General features: G+C 74.9%; 27 protein-coding genes. 15 read left to right on the forward strand and 12 right to left on the reverse strand.

All coding sequences use genetic code 11. From position 1 onward, the window contains the following. The first annotated feature begins 327 nt into the window (after window positions 1–327). The gene (locus POF43_RS21010; RefSeq protein WP_271325393.1) at window positions 328–777 is read left to right on the forward strand and encodes an ATP-binding protein; all 450 of its coding nucleotides are present in this window, start codon (window positions 328–330) and stop codon (window positions 775–777) included. 68 nt (window positions 778–845) lie between these two features. On the opposite strand, the gene POF43_RS21015 is transcribed toward POF43_RS21010, so the two are convergent. Beyond that, window positions 846–980, reverse strand: a complete 135-nt coding sequence (locus POF43_RS21015; RefSeq protein WP_282704695.1) for a hypothetical protein — start codon at window positions 978–980, stop codon at window positions 846–848. Between the two features lie 565 nt (window positions 981–1,545). Beyond that, entirely contained in the window at window positions 1,546–2,202 is a 657-nt protein-coding gene (locus POF43_RS21020; RefSeq protein ID WP_271325302.1) for a TetR/AcrR family transcriptional regulator, read from the reverse strand. A 65-nt stretch (window positions 2,203–2,267) separates the two neighbouring features. Here POF43_RS21020 and POF43_RS34935 point away from each other — a divergent pair, with 65 nt between their 5' ends. Beyond that, the gene (locus POF43_RS34935) at window positions 2,268–2,882 is read left to right on the forward strand and encodes a hypothetical protein (protein WP_308217751.1); all 615 of its coding nucleotides are present in this window, start codon (window positions 2,268–2,270) and stop codon (window positions 2,880–2,882) included. After that, the gene (locus POF43_RS34940) at window positions 2,810–3,331 is read left to right on the forward strand and encodes an amidohydrolase family protein (protein WP_308217752.1); all 522 of its coding nucleotides are present in this window, start codon (window positions 2,810–2,812) and stop codon (window positions 3,329–3,331) included. Before POF43_RS34935 ends, POF43_RS34940 begins: the two co-directional genes overlap by 73 nt. A 51-nt stretch (window positions 3,332–3,382) precedes the next feature. Here POF43_RS34940 and POF43_RS21030 read toward each other — a convergent pair whose 3' ends face one another. Together POF43_RS21030 and POF43_RS21035 are read right to left on the reverse strand one after the other, a co-directional pair. Continuing rightward, window positions 3,383–3,958 carry a hypothetical protein gene (locus tag POF43_RS21030; protein ID WP_271325303.1) on the reverse strand — a complete coding sequence of 192 codons (576 nt, stop codon included), beginning with the start codon at window positions 3,956–3,958 and terminating at the stop codon, window positions 3,383–3,385. A gap of 175 nt (window positions 3,959–4,133) precedes the next feature. Continuing rightward, complete coding sequence (locus tag POF43_RS21035) at window positions 4,134–5,270, reverse strand: hypothetical protein (RefSeq protein ID WP_372516088.1); 1,137 nt, start codon at window positions 5,268–5,270, stop codon at window positions 4,134–4,136. A gap of 293 nt (window positions 5,271–5,563) precedes the next feature. Here POF43_RS21035 and POF43_RS21040 point away from each other — a divergent pair, with 293 nt between their 5' ends. From POF43_RS21040 to POF43_RS21050, 3 genes are all read left to right on the forward strand, one after another. After that, window positions 5,564–6,250: a GDSL-type esterase/lipase family protein gene (locus tag POF43_RS21040; protein WP_271323011.1), complete on the forward strand. Its 687-nt coding sequence runs from the start codon at window positions 5,564–5,566 to the stop codon at window positions 6,248–6,250. A 213-nt stretch (window positions 6,251–6,463) separates the two neighbouring features. Further along, the gene (locus POF43_RS21045; RefSeq protein WP_271323012.1) at window positions 6,464–7,837 is read left to right on the forward strand and encodes a serine hydrolase domain-containing protein; all 1,374 of its coding nucleotides are present in this window, start codon (window positions 6,464–6,466) and stop codon (window positions 7,835–7,837) included. Between the two features lie 241 nt (window positions 7,838–8,078). Then, window positions 8,079–9,062, forward strand: coding sequence for an aldo/keto reductase (locus tag POF43_RS21050; RefSeq protein ID WP_271314174.1), 984 nt, complete (start codon window positions 8,079–8,081; stop codon window positions 9,060–9,062). Between the two features lie 347 nt (window positions 9,063–9,409). On the opposite strand, the gene POF43_RS21055 is transcribed toward POF43_RS21050, so the two are convergent. The 4 genes from POF43_RS21055 to POF43_RS21070 form a co-directional block, all read right to left on the reverse strand. Further along, window positions 9,410–9,751, reverse strand: coding sequence for a PH domain-containing protein (locus POF43_RS21055; protein ID WP_271314175.1), 342 nt, complete (start codon window positions 9,749–9,751; stop codon window positions 9,410–9,412). A 98-nt stretch (window positions 9,752–9,849) separates the two neighbouring features. After that, the gene (gene thpR / locus POF43_RS21060) at window positions 9,850–10,434 is read right to left on the reverse strand and encodes an RNA 2',3'-cyclic phosphodiesterase (protein WP_271323013.1); all 585 of its coding nucleotides are present in this window, start codon (window positions 10,432–10,434) and stop codon (window positions 9,850–9,852) included. Window positions 10,435–10,522: 88 nt separating this feature from the next. Further along, window positions 10,523–12,229 (reverse strand): MFS transporter, encoded by a 1,707-nt coding sequence (locus tag POF43_RS21065; protein ID WP_303659573.1) that lies wholly within the window; start codon window positions 12,227–12,229, stop codon window positions 10,523–10,525. A 62-nt stretch (window positions 12,230–12,291) separates the two neighbouring features. Then, complete coding sequence (locus POF43_RS21070) at window positions 12,292–12,669, reverse strand: MarR family winged helix-turn-helix transcriptional regulator (protein WP_271314185.1); 378 nt, start codon at window positions 12,667–12,669, stop codon at window positions 12,292–12,294. A gap of 210 nt (window positions 12,670–12,879) precedes the next feature. On the opposite strand from POF43_RS21070, the gene POF43_RS21075 reads away from it, so the two are divergent. The 4 genes from POF43_RS21075 to POF43_RS21090 all read left to right on the forward strand — a co-directional run bounded on the left by POF43_RS21075 (window position 12,880) and on the right by POF43_RS21090 (window position 16,220). After that, a complete protein-coding gene (locus tag POF43_RS21075) occupies window positions 12,880–13,068 on the forward strand; it encodes a ribbon-helix-helix protein, CopG family (protein WP_271314178.1) in 189 nt (62 codons plus the stop codon). Window positions 13,069–13,088: 20 nt separating this feature from the next. Beyond that, a complete protein-coding gene (locus POF43_RS21080; protein ID WP_271314179.1) occupies window positions 13,089–13,370 on the forward strand; it encodes a DUF2530 domain-containing protein in 282 nt (93 codons plus the stop codon). A 36-nt stretch (window positions 13,371–13,406) separates the two neighbouring features. Then, on the forward strand, window positions 13,407–15,815 hold the full coding sequence (locus tag POF43_RS21085; RefSeq protein ID WP_271323015.1) for an HAD-IC family P-type ATPase: 2,409 nt from the start codon (window positions 13,407–13,409) through the stop codon (window positions 15,813–15,815). A gap of 192 nt (window positions 15,816–16,007) precedes the next feature. Then, window positions 16,008–16,220 (forward strand): hypothetical protein, encoded by a 213-nt coding sequence (locus tag POF43_RS21090; RefSeq protein WP_271314181.1) that lies wholly within the window; start codon window positions 16,008–16,010, stop codon window positions 16,218–16,220. A 22-nt stretch (window positions 16,221–16,242) separates the two neighbouring features. On the opposite strand, the gene POF43_RS21095 is transcribed toward POF43_RS21090, so the two are convergent. Together POF43_RS21095 and POF43_RS21100 are read right to left on the reverse strand one after the other, a co-directional pair. Continuing rightward, window positions 16,243–19,413, reverse strand: a complete 3,171-nt coding sequence (locus POF43_RS21095) for a sacsin N-terminal ATP-binding-like domain-containing protein (protein WP_271323016.1) — start codon at window positions 19,411–19,413, stop codon at window positions 16,243–16,245. Window positions 19,414–19,671: 258 nt separating this feature from the next. Continuing rightward, a complete protein-coding gene (locus POF43_RS21100; RefSeq protein ID WP_271323017.1) occupies window positions 19,672–20,499 on the reverse strand; it encodes a DUF3027 domain-containing protein in 828 nt (275 codons plus the stop codon). Between the two features lie 387 nt (window positions 20,500–20,886). Between POF43_RS21100 and POF43_RS21105 the strand changes: the two genes are divergently transcribed. From POF43_RS21105 to POF43_RS21120, 4 genes are all read left to right on the forward strand, one after another. Then, the gene (locus POF43_RS21105; RefSeq protein WP_282698614.1) at window positions 20,887–22,269 is read left to right on the forward strand and encodes an MFS transporter; all 1,383 of its coding nucleotides are present in this window, start codon (window positions 20,887–20,889) and stop codon (window positions 22,267–22,269) included. A gap of 165 nt (window positions 22,270–22,434) precedes the next feature. Further along, a complete protein-coding gene (locus POF43_RS21110) occupies window positions 22,435–22,902 on the forward strand; it encodes a hypothetical protein (protein WP_271317779.1) in 468 nt (155 codons plus the stop codon). Beyond that, the gene (locus tag POF43_RS21115; RefSeq protein WP_271317778.1) at window positions 22,872–23,657 is read left to right on the forward strand and encodes a futalosine hydrolase; all 786 of its coding nucleotides are present in this window, start codon (window positions 22,872–22,874) and stop codon (window positions 23,655–23,657) included. The genes POF43_RS21110 and POF43_RS21115 overlap by 31 nt, the downstream gene beginning before the upstream one ends. Continuing rightward, window positions 23,654–24,535: a 1,4-dihydroxy-6-naphtoate synthase gene (locus tag POF43_RS21120; protein WP_271325291.1), complete on the forward strand. Its 882-nt coding sequence runs from the start codon at window positions 23,654–23,656 to the stop codon at window positions 24,533–24,535. Before POF43_RS21115 ends, POF43_RS21120 begins: the two co-directional genes overlap by 4 nt. Before the next feature lie 152 nt (window positions 24,536–24,687). On the opposite strand, the gene POF43_RS21125 is transcribed toward POF43_RS21120, so the two are convergent. Then, window positions 24,688–25,071 carry a cold-shock protein gene (locus tag POF43_RS21125; protein WP_271317776.1) on the reverse strand — a complete coding sequence of 128 codons (384 nt, stop codon included), beginning with the start codon at window positions 25,069–25,071 and terminating at the stop codon, window positions 24,688–24,690. Window positions 25,072–25,270: 199 nt separating this feature from the next. Between POF43_RS21125 and POF43_RS21130 the strand changes: the two genes are divergently transcribed. Beyond that, entirely contained in the window at window positions 25,271–25,513 is a 243-nt protein-coding gene (locus tag POF43_RS21130; protein ID WP_271317775.1) for a hypothetical protein, read from the forward strand. A gap of 43 nt (window positions 25,514–25,556) precedes the next feature. Here the strand turns inward: POF43_RS21130 and POF43_RS21135 are convergent, their stop codons facing one another. After that, window positions 25,557–26,180, reverse strand: a complete 624-nt coding sequence (locus tag POF43_RS21135; protein WP_271325292.1) for an HAD family hydrolase — start codon at window positions 26,178–26,180, stop codon at window positions 25,557–25,559. Between the last annotated feature and the right edge of the window lie 148 nt (window positions 26,181–26,328).

Raw genomic sequence — 26,328 nt, forward strand, 5'->3', positions numbered from 1 at the left:
GGGCTCGCCACGTCGCCTGATCCGGGCAGGAGGTGGAGCACGGCCCTGCGTTCCGACCCGAACGACGACCTGGACGCCTTCCGGGCCACTGCCGCTCCCGCTCTCGCCCACTTCCGCGATGCGGCCCGACGCTCCCAACGGCTGCGCGTGGGCGACACCCCCGTCGGCTGCGCCGGTCCCTGGCGACCGCAGGGCGAGCGTCGTCGGCAGCAGACCCTGGCCGGGCGGCCCGCGACGGTCCGGCGCAACCGGAATCCCCGGGTACGTTACTCTGCGTACAGGATCGAGTACTGGTCAGTGGGCGGGCGGGCCGTCACGCTGGGCGGTGTGAACGCAGAAACCACACCGCCGGGGGCCTCCGCCCTGACGTTCCAGTTCGCCGCGCTGCTGTCCGCGACCCCGCGCGGCGCGCGCCTGGCACGGCTGCTCGGGACGGAACAGCTGAGGTCGTGGGGGCTGGTGTCGGACGTGGCGCCGCTGCTCATCGCCGAGTTGGCGACCAACGCGGCCGTCCACGGCCACGTCCGCGGCCAGGACTTCCGGCTCTCCCTCACGGTCGAGGTCCCCGGCGACGCCGACGGCACGGCGACGCTCCGTATCGCCGTCACCGACACCCGCCACGAAGCCGTCCCGGTGGTCCGCTCCCCCTCGCCCGACGGCCGTACGAACGGCCACGGCATGCTGCTGATCGACGCGCTCGCCGACGCGTGGGGCATCGAGCCGGGCCCGTTCCCCTGCAAGACGGTGTGGGCGGACATCGGCCTGCTGGGCCCGTGAGCACTTGACGCCGACGGCATCGGAGGCGTGGGGACGGCGGCGGCGGGGACGGCGGCCGTCTCACGTGCTCAACGCCGCGTGATCAGCAGCGCGTACCGGGCGCCCGGCGGCGCGTCGACCTCGGTGCCGAGCGGCGTCGTGCGGTCCGGCGTCAGGGTGACGCGCTGCGCCGAGCCGTCGCACGGCAGGCGGACGCGGTACACCGGCGCCTCCCCGGACGGGCCCCCTGCGGAGGAGCCGCCCCCGGACGCGGCAGCCGCCCCCTCCGCCCGGGACGCCCCCCGTCTGGAACACCTCCGCCGAGACCGTCTTCGCCGGTGCTCCCGCGCACGCCAGGCGCAGGGTCAGCGTCCGCGACGGCAGCGTTGCCGAACGGTCGGCGTGCGGGCCGCCGCCGTCGACCTGCCGCACAACGACCGTGCCGGGCGCGGCCGTTGGGAACGCCGGAAGCGCCGCGGCGGACGGGCGGGCCGACGGCGCCGGCGACGCGTCCGCGGTCGTATGCCGGGCCGGCGAACCCGTGCAGCCGGTCACCGCGACGCCGACCACCAGACCGGCGATGACCCCAACTGCCTTCACACCCAACGCCTTTCACCCCCGCCGCGCCCGTCGCCCCGGCCCCGCTCCCGGGCCCTGATCCCGCTCCCTGAGCCAACTCCCCCTGCTCCGCTCCCCGTTCCGCATCCGAACGCAGGCGATGAACGGCCGACGGTAGCCCGCCGGGCGTTGCGCCGCCCGCCAGACGTGGCCGCCAGGGCGACGGATCGGTCAGCTCGACGGGTCCGGGGAGCCGGGGCGGGTGAGGCGGGTGAGGCGGAGGATGACCTCGTCGACGATGGCCGCGGTCTCGGCGGCGGGGACGGCGCCGGTGTGGATGTGCTCGGCGATGACGAGGCGGGGCCCGAGGGCGGCGACGCGCGCGGTGACGGCGGCGGGGTCGGCCTCGCCGCGGTCGGCGGCGGCCCGCAGGACGTGCAGGATGAGCTGCTGGCGGGGCTCGACCACCCGGCGGAACACCTCGTCGTAGAGGCGGGGGTGCCGGCCGCGTTGGGTCATCAGCGGGCGCAGGGCGCGGCCGTGCGGCTGGTCGAGGGCGCGGGCGAAGCCGTTCAGCAGCGTCAGCAGGTCCTCGCGCAGCGATCCGGTGGCCGGGTCGGGGGTGGCGGCGAACCCGCAGTCGGAGTCGGTGAGGGCGTCGAGCACCAGCTCGGCGGGGGTGTTCCAGCGGCGGTAGAGGGACGCCTTGCCCGCGCCGGCCTTCTTCGCGATCTTGTCGAAGCTGAGTTCCTCGAAGCTGCTGTCGGCGAGTTCTTCGAGAGTCGTCAGGTAGATCGCCCTGGTCAGGGCGGTGCCGCGGCGGCGGGTGGCTCGCGGGGGCGGGTGGCGGTCGTCCGCGCCGGGCGCGGCTTCGTCCGAAGAGTTCACGGTTACGTGTATAGCCCCTGCGCGCCCGCGCGGCCCGCGCGGCGGCCTCGGCGCCCAGGCGTACGGTGCGTAGGGACCACGGAACCGGCGACCGGCTCACCCCCGGTGCCGACGATATGGCCGGCGGGCGCGGTGCGGCCGGTGCCGACCGGGCCGGCGGGGTGGTCGGGACCGCCATCGTCAACGCCCGGGTCTTCGACGGGCGGCGGCTGACCGGGCCGCGGACCGTCGTGGTGGACGGCGGCGTCATCAGCGGGCGGACCGACACCGCCGGCGCGCGGCTGGTCGACGCGCACGGCGCCGTACTGCTGCCCGGGGTGATCGACGCGCACGTCCACCTGTCCGGCCGCGAGACCCTTGAGCAGCGGTGCGGCGCCGGTGTGACGACCGCGCTCGACATGGCCACCTGGCCGCCCGAACTCGTCGCGTCACCGCGGGAGTTGCCAGGCCCGCCCGACATCCGCAGCCCCGGTGTACCGGCCGTCGGGCCGGGCGGCGCACACGCGGCGATCCCCGGCATGCCGCGCGACGCCCTGGTCGCCGGCCCGCGGGAGGCGAACGTCACGTCGCCGCCCGGGTGGCCGGGGGCGCCGACTACCCGAAGATCGTGCTGGAGGACGGCGGTCCGCACGCGGCCACCACCGAGCGCCTGGTCGCGGCGGCCCGCGCGCACGGCCTGATGACCGTCGTGCACGCCGCGGCCGCCGACACGTACGCCCTGGCCGTGGCGTCGGGCGCCGACGTCATCACGCACGTCCCCCTCGGCCGGCCGGACGCCTTCGGGGCCACCGTCGAAAGCGTGCGGCTGCTGCACCGGGCCGGGGTCCCGGTGCCGGCCGGCACCGACGCCAACGACGCCGGGGGCGTCCCGTTCGGCCCCCGGCACGGCGAGAGCCTCCACCACGAACTCGAACTCCTGGTCCGGGCGGGCCTGTCCACCGCCGAGGCCCTCCGGGCCGCCACCGCCCTCCCGGCCCGGCACTTCCGCCTCCCCGACCGCGGCGCCGTCGCGCCCGGCCCGCGCGCGGACCTCGCACTGGTCGACGGCGACCCGATCGCCGACATCCGCGCCACCCGCGCGATCCGACGGACCGCCGGGACTCCCCCGGCTCCGGGCGGCGCACGGTGACCGTCCGCCGCCCGTCCGCCGGGAAAAGCCCGTCCGCCGGGGAAAACCCCGTCAGGTCGCCGGGGTGATGTCCGTTATCAGCTGGGTGCGCAGGTCGCTGCGCACCGTCAGCCGCGTGACCTCCGGGTGCGGACCGGTGCTCCAGGTCAGCGTGACCGTACTGGTGACGTGGCCGGTGGCCGCGTCGCCCGCGCTGACGGTCCAGCTGGCCGGGATGTCCTGGGCGCGCAGCACGCCGTCGGCGTGCTCCTTGGCCTGCCAGGCGGTGAGCCGGGTGCGCAGCGCCTTCGTCAGGTAGGCCGTGCGCAGGTCGGTGGACAGTTGGCCGCTGTCACCGCTGATGGCGTCGATGTAGGCACCGTAGAAGTCGGCGACCCGGTCGGTGGTCGACAGCGGACTGCCGGACCGCACGGCGGCGCCCTTCACCACGGCGGCGCCCTTCACCGCGGTCGGCGTGCTCGCTCCGGCCGGTGCGACCGCGGTCCGGTGTGCGCCGGCCGACGGCGACACCGCCGCGGGGCTCGCCCCCGCCACGGCCGGCACCGCGATCGCGACGGCCACGGCCAGCGACACCGCCGCGACAGCCACCCCGAAGACCGCGCGCCGACTCTTTCTCGCGTTTCTCATCCCCCTGCTCCCCTTCCCCCGTTGAGCGGGTTTCGTCCCGCTTCCTCCTCTCAACACGCACGGCGGTGGCCCACAGTTCCACCCACCGGCAGAACCACCCGGCAGAGGGAGGCACGGCCCGTGAAGTCCGGGCGAACGGCTCGGAAAGCGCGTCGCGGAGTTGACGTCCCCGGGCTCAGCGCCAGTCGCGGTCGTCGCCGTTCCGGTCGCGGTCGTCCCGGTCGCGGTCGTCGCCGCCGTCCCGGCCCCGGTCGCGGCTGCGGGCGGCCAGTTTGCGCAGGCCGGAGACGAGGATCGTGGCGATGACGAGCGCGATGATGCCGATGACGTAGCTGCCGTGCCGGCCGGACGGTTTGACGTCGGTGCCGGGCGAGGGGGAGGTGCTCGGCGAGGCGGCCGGGGAGGTCGCGGCGGCGGCCGACGCGCCGTGGGCGGAGTCGGGCAGGTCGGCGCCGGCGAGCGGTACCCGCCAGACCTCGCTGGCGTCGCCCTCGCTGCCGACCATCAGCGCGCGGCCGTCGCGGGTGTACGTGACGGACTCGCCCTGGCGCTGCAACGGGATGTCGACCGCCCCGATCCGCTGCGGCCGGCCGCCGGTCCAGCGGTAGTCCGTCGCGCCGAAGTAGCCGCGCAGCAGCAGCCGGCTGCCGTCCGGCGAGAAGGAGCCGTCGGTCACCCACGGGACGTCCGCGATCTTGTGGAAGACGTTGGCCGCGGTCGCGGACAGCCGCGCGGGGCCCTGGTACAGCCCGCCGCCGTCCTCGTTCTTCGACGCGATGTAGACCCGGCCGGTCCTCGGGTCGACCATCAGCGACTCGGCGTTGCGCGGCCCGTCCGCGTACCGCACGGTGAAGCGGGTGACGTCGACGGTCCGGTCGGTGAGCGTCCTGGGCTCGGGGAAGCGGTAGATCCACACCTCGGGCCAGGTGCCGCCGAGGTTGTCGCCGATGTCGCCGAGGTAGATGTCGTCGTCCGGCCCGATGGAGATCGCCTCCATGTCGCGGGCCGGCACGCCGCGCAGCGTGATCCGCGCGAGCGTGCGGCCGGTGCGGCCGTCGACGGCGTAGGCGTACGGGCCGTCGCCGCTGTCGTTGTGCGTCCAGTACACGTCCGGATGGATGCGGCTGGCCGCCAGCCCGCTGGACTCGGTGATCCGCGGGTCCCGCAGGGTGAACGCCACGGAGGGACCGCTGTCGGCGCTCGCGGGAACGGCGGCCACCGCGGCCCAGGCCAGCGCGGCACCGGCCATCAACGCGGTCGTCGCGAGTCGGGCGATCCCGGTCCGGAACCGGTGCGGTCGTTGCGTACGCATGGGGCCAAGCGTGCCATCCCCTGCGGGGGGCTCGCGCGAGGGGCGGGGCGTTGACGCGGAGGCCGTGGGGGCGGGGGCGGGGCGTTGACGCGGAGGTAGCGGGGGCGGGAGGGGGGACGTGCGGCGCCGGGCGCCCCCACGGCCCCGGGCGCGCCGCCCGCCTCGCACCGTGCGCCTCCGCCCGCCTCGCACCGCCCGCCTCCGCCTGCCTCCGCCCACCTCCGGCACGTGCCGCCCGCCTCGCCGGAACCTCCCCCTCGCCCCGCCCCGCTCGCGTCGGGGATGATGCCGGGATGCGTTTCCTGTTCGTCGGCGACTCCATGACCATCGGTGCCGTCGGCGACCACACCTGGCGGTACCGGATGTGGTCGCATCTGCGGGCCACGCTGGACGGGCCGTTCGCGGTGACCGGTTCGCGGTGCGCGTTGTACGACCCGGTGGTGGACGCCGCGGTCAGCGACGGCTACGCGGACAGCGGCTTCCCGCCGGCCGCGCGGCGGCACTTCGCGGGGTGGGGCGAGGGGTGGAAGCACCTCGCGCCGCTGATCGGCGACGAGGTGCGGGCGCAGCGGGCGGACGTGCTGCTGATATCGCTCGGCCTGATCGACCTCGGCTTCTACACCAACCCCGAACAGACCGTGGAGAACGTCCGGTTGTTCGTCGCGCGGGCCCGTGCGGCCAACCCGGCCGTGCGCATGGTGATGCTGCCGGTCATCCCCAACACCCGCGCGCTGCTCGATCCCGGATTCGCCGGCCAGTGCGAGCAGTTCAACACCCTTCTGGCCAAGACGGTGGCCGAACTCGACGGCTCCGCCTCGCCGTTGCTGATGGCCTCGTCGCCGCGCGGTTACGACATCCAGCTCGACACCTACGACGGCACCCACCCGAACGCGGCCGGCGAGCACCGGATCGCGGCGGCCTTCGCGGACGCGATGTTCCAGGCGTGGGGCCTGGCGGAGCCGTACGCTGTGCCGTTCTGACACCGCGGGCACCGCACCGCACCGCACGCGACCGCGGACGCCGACCTCACCGCCGGCCGGCCACCGCACCGTGCACCCTGCCCCCACCGCAGACCCCGACCGCACCGCACCGCACGCAACCGCAGACCCCGACCACACCGCACGCGACCGCACACCGCACGCATCAACCGCACCCCCGCGACCGCACACCGCCCCACCCCATCGGAGGACCGTATGAGCACGTCGGAGGAACTGCTGCCCGGGACGCGGCGGGCGTTGCTGCACCGGTTGGCGGTGGGGCAGGCGCAGGGGCGGGCGCCGTCGCTGGTCGGCGCGGTGGTGCGGGGCGGGCGCACGGTGTGGTGCGACAGCCGCAGCATGCTGGACGCGCACCGGCCGGACGGGGACGTGCAGTACCGGATCGGGTCGATCACGAAGTCGTTCGTGGCGGTACTGGTGATGCGGCTGGTCGACGAGGGCGTGGTCGGCCTGGACGACGCGCTGGAACGCCATCTGCCGTGCACCGTCGCCGGACATGTGACGGTACGTCAACTGCTGTCGCACACCTCGGGGTTGGCGTCGGAGACCCCGGTGCCCTGGTGGGAGCGGACGCCGGGGAGCCTGCGGCCCGCGGTGGCCGACATCCTGTCCGAGTCGCCGGCCAAGCACGATCCGGGCAGCCGTTTCCACTACTCCAACCCCGGGTTCGCGCTGCTGGGCGCCCTGGTGGAACGGGTGCGGGGGGCCGGCTGGTACGAGGTGCTGCGCGCCGAGGTGCTGGCCCCGCTCGGCATGGACCGCACGACCGTGCTGCCCGAGGCGCCGCACGCCGGGGGCTTCGCCGTGCACCCGTGGGCCGACGTCATGCTGCCCGAACCCCTGGAGGACACCGGGGTGATGGGGCCGGCCGGTCAGCTGTGGTCGACGGTGGCGGACCTGGGCCGGTTCGCGGTCTTCCTGACCGGCGGGGACGAACGGGTGCTGTCCGGCGCCGCGTTGGCGGCCATGCGCACTCCGGCGACCGCGCCGGAGAACGCCGAGTGGACGTCGGGGTACGGGCTGGGTCTCCAGGTCAAGCGGGACGGCGACCGGTCGCTGTTCGGGCACGGGGGTTCGATGCCGGGCTTCGTGGCCGGGCTGTGGATCTGCGAGGCGGACGACGTGGCCGCGATCGTGCTGGCCAACGCGACGTCGGGGGTGCCGGTGAGTTCGCTGGCGGCCGAACTGATCGGCCTCGTCGCCGAGCTCGAACCCCGGATTCCGGAGCCCTGGCGGCCGTTGGAGACCGTGCCGGAGCCGGAACTGCTGGCGCTGACCGGCCCGTGGTACTGGGGTGCGGCGCCGTTCGCGTTGCGTCTGCGGGCCGAACGCGGCCTGGAACTGGTGCCGTTGGGGCTGTCGGGCCGCGCCGCGCGGTTCCGGGCGGAGCCGGACGGCACCTGGACCGGCCTCGACGGCTACTACGCCGGCGAGACGCTGTGCGTGGTGCGCGGCGCCGACGGCCTGGTCAGCCACCTCGACATCGGCAGCTTCGTGCTGACCCGCGGCCCCTACGCCCCCGGCGAGGTCGTCCCCGGCGGCGTGGACGACGCCGGCTGGCGGGTCTGAGGGACAGCGGGTCACGCCTCCGGCGAGCTCGTCCCCCGCGGCGTGGACGACACCGGCCGGCATGCCTGGGGGACCGCGACATACGCCCCGGCGAGCTCACCCCCGGTGGCGTGGACGGCGCCGGCGCCCGCGCGCCGGCCGCGCCCACCGGCCGCACCGGGGGCGGGCGGGCGGCCGACACGGCGTGCCGGCTGCCGGGGCTGCTTGCCTGGAGTCCGCTCGAAGGGCTTGGCTGGGGATCATGGAGTACACGCAGCTTGGCCGCAGTGGTCTGAAGGTCTCCCGCCTGGTCCTGGGCACGATGAACTTCGGGCCGGTCACCGACGAGTCCGACAGCCACGCCATCATGGACGCCGCGCACGCCGCCGGCCTCAACTTCTTCGACACCGCCAACGTCTACGGCTTCGGCGAGAACAAGGGCCGTACCGAGGAGATCATCGGCAGTTGGTTCGCCAAGGGCGGCGGCCGGCGCGAGAAGACCGTGCTGGCCACCAAGGTCTACGGAGACATGGGCAGTTGGCCCAACGAGGGCCGGCTGTCCGCGCTCAACATCCGGCGCGCGGCCGACGCGAGCCTGAAGCGTCTCGGTACCGACCACATCGACGTGTACCAGTTCCACCACGTCGACCGGAACACCCCCTGGGACGAGGTGTGGCAGGCGATCGACGTCCTGGTCCAGCAGGGCAAGATCCTCTACGCCGGTTCCAGCAACCACGCCGGGTGGCACATCGCGCAGGCCAACGAGACGGCCGCGCGCCGCGGTTCGCTCGGCCTGGTCTCCGAGCAGTGCCTGTACAACCTGGTGGAACGCCGCGTCGAGATGGAGATCCTGCCCGCCGCGCAGTCCTACGGCCTGGGCGTCATCCCCTGGTCGCCGCTGCACGGCGGCCTGCTCGGCGGCGCGATCCGCAAGGAGACCGAGGGCGGCGCGAGCCGGTCCGCCAAGGGCCGCAGTGCCGACGCGCTGAAGAACGCGGCGCAGCGCGAGCAGATCCAGTCCTACGAGGACGCGTGCGCCGAGCACGGCCTCGACCCCGGCGAGGTCGCGCTGGCCTGGCTCCTGACCCGTCCGGCCGTCACCGGTCCCATCGTCGGCCCCCGCACCGGCGCCCAGCTCGAAAGCGCCCTGCGCGCGGTCGAGGTGAAGCTGTCGGAGGACTTCCTGGCCACCCTCGACACGATCTTCCCGCCGGTGGGCCCGGCCCCGGAGGTCTTCGCCTGGTAACCGCCGGCGCGGCGGTGGCCCCGGCGCCCGCCCGTTCCCCGTCACCGCGACGGAGGACGGGCGGGCGTCCGGCGTCCGGGAACTGTCGGGGTGCGGTGCCAGACGTCCCGTGCCGGGGGTGCCGTATCAGGTGTCCGCCCGTGCGGGGCGGTGGCGGGCGGGTCCGCGGCGGCCGTTACGCTCGCTGCGTGGACCCGAAAACCCGTACCCGTGTGATGACCGCCGCTCTCGTGCTGCTCGTGGCCGTCGTGGTGGTCAGCGCCGCGCTGCGCTGACCCGCGGTCGGGCGCGCCGCCGTCGCGGCTCAGCGGGCCCGCCGGGCCCACCGAGCCGCCGCGAGCCCGCCGTCAGGCGCCCCCGCCGGCCGTCCGGGCGGTGTGCGCACGGATCGCGGCCTCCACGGCGGCCGGGTCGTCCGGCGTGATGAACGGATGGACGTATCCGCCGACGTCCAGCACCAGCCCGGACGTCTTCGACGGGCGCCGGGGGTCCAGGTGGAACCAGTACCGGGGGTTGGACGTGCCCCAGATCCGGCCGCGCCCGCTGAAGACGTCCATGTCGACCCGCCGCACGCCCTTGATACGCCCGTACGGGATCGCCTTCGTGCCCCACGGGAAGTAGTAGCCGCGAATCCGCAGCCCGCGCTCCCCGCACTCCACCCACCGGTCCCGGTACCCGTCGCCCGTCATGCCGAACTCCTCACCGCCGACGCCTGCCGGGCTCCTGCCCGGTCACGGCACCCGGAACCCCGAACGGCTGCCGGCGGTGGCCACCGGCCGCTCGTGCGTCACTGCGGCCCGGTCAGCTCCCACTGCCCGACCGTCTCGTACCGCGGTCCGGCGCCGCCCGGCCGGCGGGACGAGGACCGGGCGTGGGAGCGGATGAGCTGAAGGCGGTCGGCGGTCCAGGGGGCCGAGGTGACGGGGGCCAGCTCGGCGGCGAGGGAGCGCAGGTCGTCGGGGGTGGCGTCGGGGCGGGCGCGGGCCAGGGTCAGGTGCGGGCGGAACGGGCGATCCTCCAGCGCGATCCCGGCGTGCCGGGCGCCCTCGGTGACCGAGGCGGCGAGCCGGGTCAGCGCGGCGGTCTCGCCGGTCACCGCGGCCCACAGCACGGTGGCGCCGAACCGGCCGGCGCCGGCGAGCCGCAGCGTCATCGGCGGGTGCCGGCGGGCGGTGCGCGCGAGCCGTTCGGTCAGCGCGGGCAAAGTCACGCCGGGGTCGGTCGCGCCGAGGAACGCCAGCGTGACGTGCCGGCCGGACGCCTCGGTCCACCGCAGCCGTCCGGCCCGCGCGCCGGTCGTCAACGGACCGATCGCACGGGCCAGTTCGCCCAGCACGGCGGCGGGCGGGGTCACCGCGACGAACAGCCGCACCGGCGCGTTCCCTCCGTCACGCCCACCGTCGCACCTTCCGTCACGCTCTCCGCCACACCCTCCGTCGCACCTTCCGTCACGCCCTCCGTCACACCGCCGCCACCGGAGTGCGCGGGCCGGTGCCGGGGCCGTCGCCGCGGACCCGTTCGGCGGTCCCGGCCGGCACGCCGTGCGCGGGGTCCTCCTCGGGGGTGAGCGCCGCGCTGTCGTCGGGGGTCACGACGCCGTCCGCCCCGGCGGTGCCCACCGGGTCGGCGCCGGAGGTGGGCACGGCGGCGTCCTGCGGGGCCCGCCCGGTCCGCGGCACCAGGGTGAGGCGGCGGCCCGGGGTGCGCGGGGCGAACTTCAGCCGCATGCCGCCGACCCGCACCAGGATGAGCGCGATGGTCAGCGCGGCCAGCCCGGAGACCAGGCCGCCGAGGAAGAACCCGACGCGGGCGCCGTAGGTGTCGGTGATCCAGCCGACGAGCGGGCCGCCCAGCGGGGTGCCGCCGACGAAGACCATCATGAACAAGCTCATCACCCGCCCGCGCATGGCCGGGTCGGTGGCGAGCTGCACGGAGGAGTTGGCGGTGGTGTTGATCGTGATGCCGAACATGCCGACGACCACCAGCAGGCCCACGAACAGCCAGATCGACGGTGACAACGATGCCGCCATCTCCAGGGCCCCGAAGACCATCGCGGCGCCCAGCAGCATCCGCATCCGGGTGGTGACGCGGCGGGCGGCGAGCAGGGCGCCGATCAGCGAGCCGATGGCCATCGCGGTGTTGAACAGGCCGTAGGTGCTCGCCCCGGACCCGAAGACGGTGTGGGCGAACGCGGAGAGCCAGATGGGGAAGTTGAAGCCGAAGGTGCCGATGAAGCCGATCAGCACGATGGGCCAGATCAGGTCGGGGCGGCCGGCGACGTAGTGCAGGCCCTCGCGGAGCTGGCCCTTGCCGCGCGGGGCGCGTTCGACGTGGTGGAACTCGGCCGGGCGCATCATCAGCAGTCCGATGAGCGGCGCGGTGAAGGACAGGCCGTTGATCAGGAACGCCCAGCCGCTGCCGACCGCGGTGATCAGCACACCGGCGACGGCCGGGCCGACCAGCCGGGCGGTCTGGAAGTTGGCGGAGTTGAGGCTGACGGCGTTGCGGACGTCGCGGGGGCCGACCATCTCCACGACGAAGGACTGCCGGGTGGGGTTGTCCACCACGGTGACCACGCCGAGCAGGAAGGCGATCAGGTACACGTGCCAGACGTGGACGTGTCCGCTGAGGGTCAGCACGGCGAGCGCGAGGCCCAGCAGGCCCATGGCGGCCTGGGTGACCATCAGCAGCGCGCGCTTGGGGTAGCGGTCGGCGATGACGCCGCCGTACAGGCCGAACAGCAGCATGGGCAGGAACTGCAGCGCGGTGGTCACCCCGACCGCGGTCGAGGAGCCGGTGATGCTGAGCACCAGCCAGTCCTGGGCTATGCGGGACATCCAGGTGCCGGTGTTGGATATCACGCCGCCGGTGGCGAACAGCCGGTAGTTGCGCACCTTGAGCGAGCTGAAGGTCTGGCGCTTCGTGCGGCCGCCGGGGGATGCCGCGGGGGTGCCGCCGGGGGCCGGGGCACCGGTGGCCGGCGCGGTGCCGGCGCTGTCCGGGGCGCTGCCCGGGGCCGTGGCCGGCGCGGTGGCCGGAGCGCTGTCCGGTGCGGTGGCCCCGGGGCCGGCCGGCGCGGTGGTCGGCACGTCGGGCGGTGTCGGCGGGTTCGTCGGCGGGCTGGGGTTCGATCCGGGTGCGGCGTCTGCTCCGGGGGCCGAACTCAAGGGTGGTACTCCTCACTCATTCGTCACTCGCGCCCGCTGCCGGCCGCCGGGGTCCCCGGTGGCTACAGCTGGGCGAGCTTCTCCAGTACGGGAGCGGCCGCACGCAGCAGCTCCCACTCGTTCTCGTCCAGACCTTCGGTCAGTGCGGCCAGCCAGGCGTCCCGCTTGCGGCGGCTCTCGCTGAGCATGGCCTCGGCCTGTTCGGTGCGGCTGACGACGACCTGGCGCCGGTCCTCCGGGTGCGGTTCCCGGCGGACCAGGCCCTTCGCCTCCAGCATGGCCACGATGCGCGTCATCGACGGCGGCTGCACGTGCTCCTTGCGGGCCAGCTCGCCCGGGGTGGCGGAGCCGCACCGGGCCAGAGTGCCCAGGACGGACATCTCGGTCGGGCTCAGCGACTCGTCCACCCGCTGGTGGCGCAGCCGGCGTGACAGCCGCATGACGCCCGCACGGAGCGAGCTGACGGCGCTGAGGTCGGCCTCTGACTGTTCGGTCACAGTCCATTAGGTTATCTCATTACTTACGCTAAGGAAACTTCGCCCGGCCGTCGAGCCCCAGGTCAGGCGGCACTGTGTGCGAACTCACCCGAACGAGTGAGTTCGGTGCCGAACCGGTGGCACCGGGGCCCGCCGACCGGCGACCGTAGGCGCATGGCATGCGACGGATCGAAAGTGTTCAGCCTCCGGGTGGACGCGGAGCTGATGGCCCGGACGGCCTCGCACGCGGCCCGGCGCGGCATGACCGTCCAGGACTACGTGGTCCAGGTCCTGCTGCGCGACGACTTCGACGAGCGGTTCAGCGTCGCCGTCCAGGAGACGGAACGTTTCTACGCCGGGTAGCCGGGCCGTAAAGTGTGGGCATGAGGACGACCACGTGGCAGCCGCGTCACGAGACGCCGGAGCCGCTCGAAGCGAACGACGTCGCCATCACCATCGGCGGCACGATCATCTGGGCCGTGCTGTTCGTCGTCCAACTCCCCTTCTACGGCTGGTACTCCGACCACGGGCACGCCTGGTGGATCTGGTGCTGCGCGGCCGGCGCGGCGCTCGGCGTGGTGGGCATCGTCTACACACGCCGGCGCCGCGACGCGATCCGCCGCAGCCATCAGCGGGAGTCCGGCCCCGCCGCCGACCAGGGCTGACCTGCGCCGCGCCCGCTCCCCCGTAGGGTCGGGCGCATGAACGATCACGCCCGTACGGACGCGACCGGCACCGCCGTCCCGGCCGGCACACCGACCGGGCGGCACCCCGGACTGAGCGGGGCCGAGGTGGCCCGCCGGGTGGCGCGCGGCGAGGTCAACGACGTGCCGGTGCGCTCCTCGCGTTCCGTGGCGCAGATCGTGCGGGCCAACGTCCTGACCCGGTTCAACGCCATCCTCGGCGTGCTGTTCGCCGCCATCGTGGTCGTCGGACCGCTCCAGGACGGGCTGTTCGGGGTGGTCATCCTGGCCAACACCCTGATCGGCATCGTGCAGGAGCTGCGGGCCAAGCGGACCCTGGACGGGCTGGCCGTCATCGGCGAGTCACGGCCGGTGGTGCGCCGCGACGCGGTCGCCGCGCCGGTCGCCACCGGCGCGATCGTGCTGGGCGATCTGGTGGAGCTGGGCACCGGCGACAAGTGCGTGGTGGACGGCGAGGTCGCCGAGGCCGACGGGCTGGAGATCGACGAGTCGCTGCTGACCGGCGAACCGGACCCGGTGCTCAAGCGGCCCGGGGACCCGGTGATGTCCGGCAGCTTCGTGGTGGCCGGCACCGGCGCCTTCACCGCCACCAAGGTCGGCCGGCACGCCTACGCGGCCCAACTCGCCGAGGAGGCCAGCCGGTTCACCCTGGTGCACTCCGAACTGCGGTCCGGTGTCAGCCAGATCCTCAAGTACGTGACGTGGATGATGATCCCGGTCGCGGTGGGGCTGGTCATCACCCAGCTGATCGTCGAGGGCAACGACTGGCGCGAGGCGGTGCGCCGGATGATCGGCGGCATCGTGCCGATGGTGCCCGAGGGCCTGGTGCTGCTGATGTCCATCGCCTTCGCCGTCGGCGTGGTCCGGCTGGGCCGCCACCAGTGCCTGGTCCAGGAACTGCCCGCCATCGAGGGCCTGGCCCGGGTCGACACCGTCTGCCTGGACAAGACCGGCACGCTGACCGAGGGCCGGATGGACGTCACCGAGCTGCGCACCCTCCAGGGCACCGCCGAGGCCGACGCCGTCGCGGTGCTGCGGGCGCTCGGCGCGGCCGACCCGCGCCCCAACGCCAGCCTGCGCGCGGTCATCGACGCCTACCCGCCGGACGGCACCGGCCACCGGGTGCGGCAGACCGTGCCCTTCTCCTCCGCCCGCAAGTACAGCGGCGCCCGGCTCACCGGCCCGGACGGCACCGGGGACGGCGGCAGCTGGCTGCTGGGGGCGCCCGACGTGCTGCTGCCGGCCGGGCACCCGGCGCTGGCCGCCGCCGACGAACGCGGCGCGCGCGGGCTGCGGGTGCTGCTGCTGGCCCGCACCGACCGCCCGCTGGCCGACCCCGGCGCGCCCGGCACCGTCACCCCGGCCGCGCTCGTGGTGCTGGAGCAGCGGCTGCGGCCGGACGCCGGGCACACGCTGCGGTACTTCGAGCAGCAGGACGTCGCGGTCAAGGTCGTCTCCGGGGACAACGCGGCCTCGGTCGGCGCGGTCGCCGCGACGCTGTCGCTGCCGGGGGCCGAACGTCCCGTCGACGCGCGCACGTTGCCGCAGGACCCGGCGGCGCTGGCCGAAGTGGTCGAGCACGGCACGGTGTTCGGGCGGGTGACGCCGCAGCAGAAGCGGGACATGGTCGGCGCGCTGCGCTCGCGCGGGCACAACGTGGCGATGACCGGTGACGGCGTCAACGACGTACTGGCCCTGAAGGACGCCGACATCGGGGTGGCCATGGGGTCGGGCAGCGAGGCGACCCGGGCGGTGGCGCAGATCGTGCTGCTCGACAACAGCTTCGCCACGCTGCCCGCGGTGGTCGCCGAGGGCCGCCGGGTGATCGGCAACATCACCCGGGTCTCCAACCTCTTCCTCACCAAGACCGTCTACTCGGTGCTGCTGGCGCTGCTGGTGGTGATCTGGCGGGTGCCCTACCCGTTCCTGCCGCGGCATCTGACGCTGCTGTCCACGCTGACCATCGGCATTCCGGCGTTCTTCCTGGCACTGGCGCCCAACAACGAGCGCGCCCGGCCGCATTTCGTGCGGCGGGTGATGCGCTTCTCCGGCCCGCTGGGCGTCGTGGCGGGCACGGCGACCTTCGTGTCGTACCTGGTGTCGCTGCGGCTGTACTCCGGTGCGGGCTCGCGGGACGCGCAGACCAGCGCGGCGACGCTGACGCTGTTCCTGGTGTCGATGTGGGTGCTGGCCATCATCGCCCGCCCCTACACCTGGTGGCGGATCGCGCTGGTGCTGGCGATGGGCGGCTGCTTCGCGGTGGTGCTGGTGACGCCGGCCCTCCAGGTGTTCTTCGCGCTGCGGCTGGTCGGAACGGCCGGGCCCTGGACGGCGGTCGCCATCGCGGTCGCCGGTTCGGCGGGCTGCGAGGCGGCCTGGCAGTGGGTGGGCCGCCGGACGGCGTGAGGAGTGCCGCCGCGACCGGTGAAGAACGTGCACGGCCGCCCAGCCGGTTGCACCGAGAGCATATGTGACCGTTAGCGGCCAGCCATCCGGTTCGTTCTTTACCCGACCGTCGACGGGCGTTTAGTATCCCGGCCGTATCCACAGCCACCCGGGCCGCCGGGCCTTCCGTCGGCGCACCCACGAAGGATTGACATGGCCCTGACCTTGGCGCCCGCGCGTTCCCACATCTTCCACAGCTCCAGCCACACCACGTACCACCACATCACGACGTACCACCACACGACCGGCTACACGTCCTACGGCCACTCCTCCGGCGGTGGCGGCAGCCTGGTCATCGGCATCATCGTGCTGGTCGTGATCGGCGTCATCTTCTTCGCCGTCAAGGCCGCCTCCAGCCGGGGCTGACGCCGGGGGCGGCCCGGCCGGGTCAGTCGAACCAGCGGGCGGTGGCCAGTTCGCCGCCGCGGTCGAGGTCCTCCAGCAGCGCGGCGACCTCGAACCGGCGCTGCCACGCCCCGGCCGCCCACGCCAGCCCGGCCGCCACGCCCTCCAAGGTGGCCGCGTGCAGGGTGCCGTCCACCCAGCGCCAGTCGAGTTCGGCCTCGCCGTCGGGGCCTTCGACCAGCAGCTCCTCGTGCTCCAGGTACTCCAGCGGCGCGCCGGGCAGCAGGTCGCGCACCTCGGCGGGGACCTCGTGCGGCTCGCCGTGGCTGACCACCGGTGCGGCCAGCGTCCCGCTGAGCCGGCGCACCTGGAACAGGTCGGCCAGCTCGGCGGCGTGGTCCGGGCCGGCCGGCAGCAGCGGCAGGCCGGCGGCCAGCGGCATCAGGTCCGGAACGTCGGCGACCACCGCGTCGGCGGCGTCCACCACCCGGCACTCGCCGTCCACCACCGCCCGCACGTCCTCCGGCAGCGTGACGGCGTCCGGGTCGAGAAGGCTCAACCGGGCGTACAAACCGTGCAGTTGACTGGGCGTCACCTCGCGGTCGGGGTCGGCGAGCCGGCCCAGCAGTTCGGCCGCGCCACCGGGCTCGTCCAGCAGCGCCGCGACCGAGGTCCGCACGCCCAGCGCCCGCAGCACCTGCTCGTCGACGTCCTCGGTGCGCGCCTCGTCGTACAGCCCGGCCAGCAGCGGGTCACCGCCGGCCGCCCGCAGTCCCACCGGGCGGCGGCCGTCGAGCACCGGGTGGTCGCGCAGCCACCAGGCGGTGAAGGACCGCACGCTGCGGGTCGTACCGTCCGGCAGCAGCACCCGCACCGGCGAGGTGACCGCCTCCCGCAGCGGCGGGCGGGCCAGCAGCTCCAGCGCCCGCGGCCACGCGCCGTCGTCGACCAGGTCCAGGTCCCGCACGCCGACCAGTTCGGTGGCCACCGGCGGCACGTCGGTCTCGGGCAGCTGGTCGAGGACGTCCTCGCACCACACGTCGACCGCGTCCAGCAACCCCGCGTCGTCGGGTTCGGCCCAGTCGGTGTCGCGCGGCTCCAGGTCGTCCGGGTCGAGCACCACGTCGTTGCCGCGCACCAGCGCGAAGGTGGCCAGCACGCCCAGCGCGGTCAGCGGGCCCTCGCCCCAGCGGTCCGCCAACTCGTTGTCGCAGCAGGCCAGTTCACCCGGACGGATGACCTGCTCGAACTCGCTTCCCGGCAGCACCAGTTCGCTCGCCGGGGCCAGCTCGCCCTCGTCGTCCGGCAGCGCCAGCGCGCCCAGCCACGGTTCGTCGCCCGGCTCCAGGCCCGCGTCGCGGACCAACGTCAGGACCAGCTCGGCGAGTTCCTCCGGATCCAGGCCGGGCGCGTCCTCGTCCCACACCTCGCCGGCGTCCATCGAGGCGGCCACCGCGGCCCGCACCTGCGGCGTGGTGAGCACCGCGCGGGCGGTGGCGGGCAGCGCGCCCAGCTTCTCCAGCAGCGGGTGCGCCGCGTCGGCGTGCACCACCCGCAGGCCCAGCCGGTCCAGCCCCGGCGGCAGCGCGCCGTCCGCCGTGGGCAGCAGGATCTGCCGCGGTCCCACCACGGTCCGGCCGTCCGCCAGCGGCACCGGCAGGCCGGTCAGCCGGTCGGGGTCGGTGCCGGCCAGCGCGTCGTACAGCCGCCGCCACCACTCGGCCGGGCGCTCGGCCCCGGCCAGCCGGTCGATCGCGTCGTGCAGCGACAGCCGGGCCACGTCCAGCGTGCGCAGCTCGACACGGCGCTCCAGGCCGGCCGGCAGCAGGCTCGGGAAGACCTCCGCCAGCACCGTCACCGTCGCGTCGCCGGCGCCCTCCACCAGCTCGGCGCGGTCCGGCCGCAGCGCCGGCGACTCCTCGCCCCGCGCGTCGTCCTCCTGCCCCGGCTCGACCTGAGCCGGCTCGCCCTGCGCGGCTTCGTGGGCCGGCGGCAGGAACGCGATCCGCGGCAGCGCCTCCAGCAGGTGGCCGCGCAGTGCGGCGTCCAGCTCACCCTTGCCCAGCGGCCCCGGCACCAGGTCGATGATTCCGGCGGTCAACGGGCGCCATTCGGCCAGCAGTCCGGCGTAGGTCTCGGCGGCCCGCTCGGTCACGTACGCGGCCAGCGGGCCGTCCGCCACGTGCCGGCGCGTCGGGTCCAGCGGGAACGACGCGATGAGCAGCGCCGGCAGCCCCAGGCCCTCGTCGGTCGGCGTCGGTGCGTGCACCACCGGGGCGGTACGCGGCCGGGCCGGGGCGCCGGCGGCGTCCACCGGCACCGCCCAGGTCACCGACCAGCCCAGCCGGGAGCGTTCCTCCACCGGCCGGTCCGCGAGCAGCTGAGGCGCCAGCGTCCCGGAGGCGGTCCGCACCCGCCACCGGGTGGTGCCCGCCGCGCTGTCCTCGATCTCCACGCCGTCCGGCACCTGACGCTGCGTCAGCTTCCGCACACCGTCCGGCGTTTCGACGGTGACCTCGGCCAGCGCCGGCAACGCCAGCAGCAGCGCGTCGTCGATCTCGGCGAGCATCCGCGCGGTCGACCCGTGCGCCGCCTCGTCGCGCAGCGGCAGCACGACCGCCGTGTCGTAGCCGTGCGGCGCGTTGCCCTCGGCCGGCAACGGCAGGCGCAGCGACGGCAGATGGCCCGCCCGGCGCTCCAACTCCTCGGCCAGCGCCGGACTTTCCGCGGCGGCCTCCAGGGCCAGCTCACGGGCCCGGGTCAGCGACCAGCGGACCCCGCCGCTGCGGCTGAGCACCGCCGGCTCGTCGGTGACCGCCATCACCGCGGAGAAGCCGACGCCGAACCGGCCGACCGCCTCCGCGTCCCGCTTGGCCGACGCCCGCAGCGTCGACAGCGACTCCACGCCCTGCGCGTCCAGCGGCGCCCCGGTGTTCGCCGCCGTCAGCACCCCGTCCCGCAGCGTCAGCGAGAACCGCCCCGGCACCCCGGCCCGCACGGCGGCGTCCGCCGCGTTCTGCGCCAGCTCCACCACCAGCCGGTCCCGGTACCCGCCGAGCGCGAGGTCCTCCTCCGCGTTCGCGTCCTCCCGGAACCGCGCCGCCGAAGCGGCCCACGCGGCCAGCACGGCGGACCGCACCCGCCCGGTCCCGAACGGATCTCCCGCGGTGGGCGTCTGGACGTTCACGGTGACCTCCGCTGGCGTTCGCGTCATGGGACTCAGCATGTTGTACCTGGTCCCGGCGCCGAAAGCACAGGCGGTCCCACTCTCCCGGGGCGCGCGGGCCCCGCCGCCCGCCCGCCGGAGCGCCGCTGCCGCCCGCCGCGACACCCCGCCGCACCGCTGACGGCACGGCGTGGCGCGGCGTGCGCGAGGCGCCAGGGGCGTACGCGCAACCCGCGGCGTACACGGGGACCTGGGGCGTACGCGGGACCCGCGACGAGCGCGGAACCCGCGGCGTACGCGCGGGACCTACCGCAGCGGGTCCGCGCCGAGTTCGTCCAGCACCGGGGCCGCCGGCTGCGGCGGGGTGGGCATGACCGCCGCCTCGGAGTGCCCGCCGCACCCGTAGGCCAGCGAGACGACCCGCCCGTCGGCCGGGCTGAACTCGTTGGCGCAGATGCCGAACGCCTGCCGCAGGGACCCGGAGATCGGCGCGAGGAAACCGCAGGAGACGCAGTGCGCCGGAGCGGCCTGGGCCATCGGCGACTTGGTGCCGAACGACTCCTCCCAGCGGTCCGCGGCGGTGTGCAGCCCGTAGCGCGACAGCACCCGGGCGCGGCGCAGGCCGAGCTGTTCGGCCAGCGCGGCGGCGGTCACCGCGTCGGGCGCCGGCAGCACGGAGTCGTCGGGCGCGACGACGGACTCCGTAGCGGCCGCTGCGGGCAGGTCCGGCTCCGGCACCGCGACCTCGTCGTCGGGCACCGACATCCAGCCCGGTTCCAGGCGCAGGTCGTCCGCCTCGGTGGGCAGCAGGTCGCCGGGGCCCATGTCGCCCGGCCGCAGCCGTTCGCTCCAGGGCACCCACTCGGGTGCCAGGATCGCGTCCGCGTCGGGGAGCAGCACCGCCTCGTCGACGGTGACGAGCTTGGCGCGGGAGGCCCGGGCGACCGTGACCGCCCAGCGCCAGCCGCGGTAGGCGGGGTCCTCGCACGCGAAGGAGTGCGTGACGACGCGGTCACCCTCCGCGACCACGCCGAGATGGTCGCCGACGGCCCACGCACCGGCCGTCTCCTCGGCCGCTGTGCGGGCGAGGTCGACCGCCTCGGCGCACAGACGGTCCGCTGTCCGGCTTCGCATCGCAGCACTCACAAGAATCGATTCTCTCCTACGCCGTCGCACGGGTGCGCCGACCGGAACGCTTGGCGGGCGGGGACGGAGCGGACCAGCGGACCGCGTACGACGTCACCGACCGGCCGTCCTCGGACGCGCATGGCCTTCGTTCCCCATTCTGCGGGAACAGCCGGGCGCGTGGGGCGAGAAACGTGCTGTCTAAGGCGCGGAACGCACGCTACCCGTCCGCGGTCCGTGCGGGAAGTCGGGGGTGGTGGGACGAAGGGCACGGGGCGTGTCCGAATCGTGACGTCGGGCGGTCCGGCCCCGGCGCGTCCCAAGGGGTGGGCTTCCGGGCGACGCGCCGGGGTAGGAGGGCGAAATGGGTGCCGCCGTGCCACTGATGGGGGGAGGATGCCAATCGTGGATGCTGTCCGGATTTCGGGGGCAGCCGGGCCGGTGCGGCGGGCCGGGCGGTCGGTGGCGCGCGGGATGAGCCGGAGCGGGCGCGGAATGCGGTCGCTGGTCCGGCGGCTGTCGCACGCGCAGGGCGCCGGTGAGACCGGGCTGGCGAAGCTGCTGGAGTTGCAGGCGATCAGCTCGGCCGGCGACATGATGATCACCATCGCGCTGGCCAGCACGGTCTTCTTCTCGGTGCCGACCGGCGAGGCCCGCAACCGGGTGGCGCTGTACCTGCTGATCACCATGGCGCCGTTCGCGTTGCTGGCGCCGGTGATCGGCCCGCTGCTGGACCGTGTCCCGCACGGGCGGCGGGCGGCGATGGCCGGGTCGATGATGGCCCGCGCGGTGCTGGCCTGGTCGATGTCGACGGTGGTGTCGAGCAACAGCCTGGAGCTGTACCCGGCGGCGCTGGGCGTGCTGGTGGCGTCGAAGGCCAACGGGGTGGTGCGCAGCGCGGTGGTGCCGCGGCTGCTGCCGCCGCGGATCTCCCTGGTCAAGGCGAACTCGCGGATGACGCTGTCCGGGTTGCTGGCGACCGCGCTGGCCGCGCCGGTGGGCGGCCTGCTGCATCTGATCGGACCGCAGTGGCCGCTGTACGGGGCGTTCGTCATCTTCGGCCTGGGCGCGCTGGCGTGTTTCTCGCTGCCGCACACGGTGGATTCGGCCCGGGGCGAGCGCAAGGCGGTACTGCACGCGGACGACGGCCCCGCGGACCGGACGGGCCGGGCGCGCAGGCGGCCGGGGCTGCGGACGGTGGGCTCGTCGGTGCTGTTCGCGTTGCAGGCCAACTGCGGGCTGCGCGGGATCTCCGGGCTGCTGACGTTCTTCCTGGCGTTCACCCTGCGCGAGCACCCGGTGGGCGGGCTGAGCGCGGCGGCGTCGCTGGGCCTGGTGGCGGTGGCGGCCGGCGGCGGGAACGCCTTCGGCAACGTGCTGGGCGCGTGGCTGCGCAGCCGGGCCCCCGAGGTGATCATCACCACGGTGCAGTTCGTGGTGCTGGGCACGCTGGTGGTGACCGCGCTGGGCTACGGGGTGGTGGCGGTGGCCGTCGCGGCGGCGGTGACCGGGCTGACGCAGGCGATGGGCAAGCTGTCGCTGGACGCGCTGATCCAGCGTGACGTGCCGGAGGCGGTGCGCACGTCGGCGTTCGCCCGCTCCGAGACGGTGCTCCAGCTGGCGTGGGTGGTCGGCGGCGGCATCGGAATCGTGCTGCCGCTGTACGGGGTGTGGGGGCTGTCGGTGGGCGCGGGGGTGATCGCGGTGGGCGTCACGCTGACGGCCCGTGGGCTGCTGGCCGCGGCCCGGCACGGCTCCATGGGCCCGCGCGCGGTGTGACCGCGGTGGGGGCGTGCGGCGGCGGGGTTCGGGGGCCGCGGCGGGGGAACGCGCGTCGCCGCCTGCGCCGGGTTCGTACGGAGCGGTTGGCGGGCCGGGGCGGACGCGCGGCTCGCCCCCTACCCGCGCGTGGCGCGGGAGCGTGGGCCAGGTAGCCTGCGGTTCATGACCATTCGCCGCTCTGCCGCCGCCGTGGGTGCGGTCGCGCTTGGGCTCTTCGCCCTCTCCGCCTGCACGAAGCCGACGCCGCTGGCGACCGTGACGGTCGGAGAGAAGTCCGTCCACTCGCAGGCCGCCTGCTACAACGACGGCAAGGCGTTGGCCAAGGCCGACCTCCAGAAGTGCCTGACCGCCGACGGCGGCCAGGAGCTGACCATCGGAGCGGCGGAAAACCTGCACATCGGCGTCGAGCCGGCCATCGCGAACAAGGGATGGTTCCTGGTGGTCAACCAGCAGGAGACGCCGGTGATCAAGGACACCTACCGGACCTTCAACGGCTCGTCGCTGTTCCAGGACAGCCAGACCGGCCAGACCAGCACCAAGCCCGCGGTGGTCAACGTGGTGGAGACCGCCGACGGCACGCAGAACACCGTGGTGGGCGTGTGGCAGTTCAAGCTGGACCCGAAGTCCTGACCACCGGCGCGGTGCGTACCGCCCGGCTGCTCGTGGTGACCGCGGTCACCGCCGAGCGGGACGCCGTCGCGCGCGGGCTGACCGCGCGGGTGGCGGACGGCGGGGACGCCAACGCGGGCCTTCAGCACCCGCTGCCCGGCGGGCTGACCGCGCTGCGGCTGCCGCTGGGCGACGGCGGCACCGCGGACCTGCTGGCGGCCGGGGTCGGCCCGGCGGCGGCCGCCGCGGGCACGGCGGTGGCGCTGACCGCCGCCGCGGTGGCCGGTGAGCCGTACCGGCTGGTGGTCTCGGCGGGCATCGGCGGCGGTTTCGCGCCCGGTGCCCCGGTCGGGTCGCTGGTGGTGGCCGACGCGATCGTCGCCGCGGACCTGGGCGCGCAGACGCCCGAAGGATTCGTCCCCGTCACGGAGTTGGGCTTCGGCGTGGTCCGGCACACTCCGCCCGCCGAACTCGTCGCCGGCGCCGCCCGGTTGACCGCGGCCGCCACGGGTGCGGTGCTGACGGTCTCCACCGTGACCGGGACCGCGGACCGCGCCCGCGAGCTGACGGACCGTCACCCGGACGCCCTGGTCGAGGCGATGGAGGGCTTCGGGGTGGCCGAGGCCGCCGCCGCGCACGGGGTGCCGGTCCTCGAACTGCGCGCCGTCTCCAACCCCGTCGGCCCGCGTGACCGCGCCGCCTGGCGCATCGGTGAGGCGCTGACCGCGCTGTCGGAGGCCTTCCGCTCGCTCGTCCCCCTCCTGGAGTCCTCATGACCGACGCGCTGCGGATGGCGTACTCGCCCTGCCCCAACGACACGTTCACCTTCCACGCGTGGGCGCACGGCGAACTGCCCGGCGCCCCGGCGCTGGACGTGACCTTCGCCGACATCGATGTGACCAACGGCATGGCGGAACGCGGCGACGGCGACGTGCTGAAGGTGTCGTACGCGGTGCTGCCGTGGGTGCTGCGGGAGTACGCGCTGCTGCCGTGCGGCGGCGCGCTGGGCCGCGGCTGCGGTCCGCTGGTGCTGACCCGCGACGACCGCCCGGCGGCCGGCCTGGCGGGTGCCACGGTCGCGGTGCCGAGTGAACGCTCCACCGCCTACCTGCTGTTCAGGCTGTGGGCGGCCGCCGAGGTGCCGGGCGGGGTCGGCAGGATCGTGGTGCTGCCGTTCCACGAGATCATGCCGGCGGTGCGCGACGGGCGGGTGGACGCCGGCCTGGTGATCCACGAGGCCCGGTTCACCTACCGCGGCTACGACCTGACGTGCCTGGCCGACATGGGCGAGCACTGGGAGCGTGCCACCGGGCTGCCGATCCCGCTGGGCGCGATCATCGCCAAGCGCTCGCTCGGCGAGCAGACGCTGCGTCAACTCGCCGAATCCGCACGGCAGTCGGTGCGCGCGGCGTGGAAGGACCCGGCCGCTTCGCGCAACTACGTCCTGGCGCACGCGCAGGAGATGGACGAGTCGGTGGCCGACCAGCACATCGGGCTGTACGTCAACGAGTTCACCGAGGACCTGGGCGAGGCCGGCTACGCCGCGGTGCGCGGCCTGCTGGACCGCGCGGCGGCCGAGGGGCTGGTACCGCCCCTCGACCCGGACGCGCTGGACTTCCCGGCCGATTCCGCCCGGGCGGCCACCTCCGCCTGAGCGGCGCCCGCCGCCCGGGCGGGGTCTCCGCCCGAGCGACCGCCGCCGTCTGGACGGCATCGCCGTCCGGGTGGCCGGTCCGGGAAGCGCCGTGCGCCGCGTTCACGCTCCACCGGCGGAGCCGGACCGTACGCCGCGGAACGCGGGCGGGGTCAGACGTCGAGCTGGTCGGCGACCGCGCGCAGCACGCCGGCGATCTTGTGGCCGTGCGTCCTCTCCGGGTAGCGGCCGCGTTGCAGGGAGCGGGCGACCTCCTCCAGCAGGGTGGTCAAGTCCTGGACGATGGGCAGGAGTTCGTCCGGCTTGCGGCGCTGGGCGGCGGCCACCGACGGGGTCGGTTCGAGCACGCTCACCGTCAGCGCCTGGTCGCCGCGCTGTCCGGCCACCACGCCGAACTCGACCCGCTGACCCGGTTTGAGCACCTCCACGCCGGCCGGCAGCACGGACGAGTGCACGAAGACGTCACCGCCGTCGTCGCGGGACAGGAAGCCGAAGCCCTTCTCGGTGTTGAACCACTTGACCTTGCCGGTAGGCACGTCCGACCTCGTCCTCGTCGCTGAGAGAAGCCCCGCAGGGCACCGCACCGGACGCGGACCGGACGCCGGCCACCGGCCCGGACAGCAGTGCGGCGGGTCACAGGTGACCCGCCCGCCTCCAGGCTGGTGGCCGGCGTCCGGCCGGCACGACGCGCAGGCCACCGTCCGCGGCGCCCGGAACGGGATCTACCCTGTTGGGGTGACCAACGAAACCCGGATGCCCGGCGACCTGCTCGTACGGATCGGCGCGATCGTCTTCATCGTCGGCGCGGTCGCGACGCTCGCCACGATGACCCCGCTGTTCATCGGCACGACTCCGCTGCCGACCCCCGCCTACTTCGTGTGCATGCTGATGGGCCTCGGCTTCGCGCTGGCCCTCGGCGGCCTGCTGCGGTCGGCCCTCGCCCAGAAGCGCCGCTCGCGCGAGCCGTCGGCGGTCTGACCGCGCCCGCCCCGCGGACCGGCCGCCGGTGCGCCGGCGGCGGTCAGCCCACCGACGCGGTGTGCGCGGCCAGCCAGCCGGGGAAGGCGGTCAGGTCCGGCAGCACCACGTCGGCGCCCGCCTCGCGCAGTTCGTCCGCGTCGCACGGGCCGGTGGCGACCGCGACCGACAGGGCGCCGGCCACCCGCGCGCCCCGCACGTCGCCGACGTGGTCGCCGACGTAGACCGACACGCCGTGCTCACGCAGCGCGGTGCCCTTCGCCTCCGCCCACAGCCCGCCGACCAGCAGGTCCGGCGTCAGGCCCAGGTGGTCCAGGTGCAGCCGGGCGTTGCGCTCGAACTTGGCGGTGACCACCACCGTGCGCCCGCCGGCCCGGCGGACCGCCTCCAGCGCGTCGTGCGCGCCGGCGATGGCCGGGGTGGTGGCGATGCCGTGGTCCACGTAGAGCGCCCGGTACCGGTCGGCCATCGGCTCGATCCGCTCGGCCGCGAACCAGTTGGCCAGCTCGTCCTCCAGCGGCGGCCCGAGCCGGGTGACGACGAGGTCGGTGTCGATGTACGTGGCGGACTCCGCCGAGAGCCGGTCGTAGACCGCCTTGATCCCCGGCCGGGAGTCGATCAGCGTCATGTCGAGGTCGAAGCCGACCGTCAGCGGTTGCGTGGCCATGGCAGCCATTCTTACCGCCGCCGGGTGACGCGCTCCTGCCGGGTCGGTGCCGCGACGACCGCGCGGGGGTGAACGGCGGGGGTGGGGGTGCTGCGCGACGGGGGGCGCTGCGCGACGGGGGCGGGGACGGCGCCGGGGCGGACGGGTG

Origin of the sequence: Streptantibioticus silvisoli (assembly GCF_027947535.2) — a bacterium.
Taxonomy (GTDB): Bacteria; Actinomycetota; Actinomycetes; order Streptomycetales; family Streptomycetaceae; genus Streptantibioticus_C; species Streptantibioticus_C silvisoli.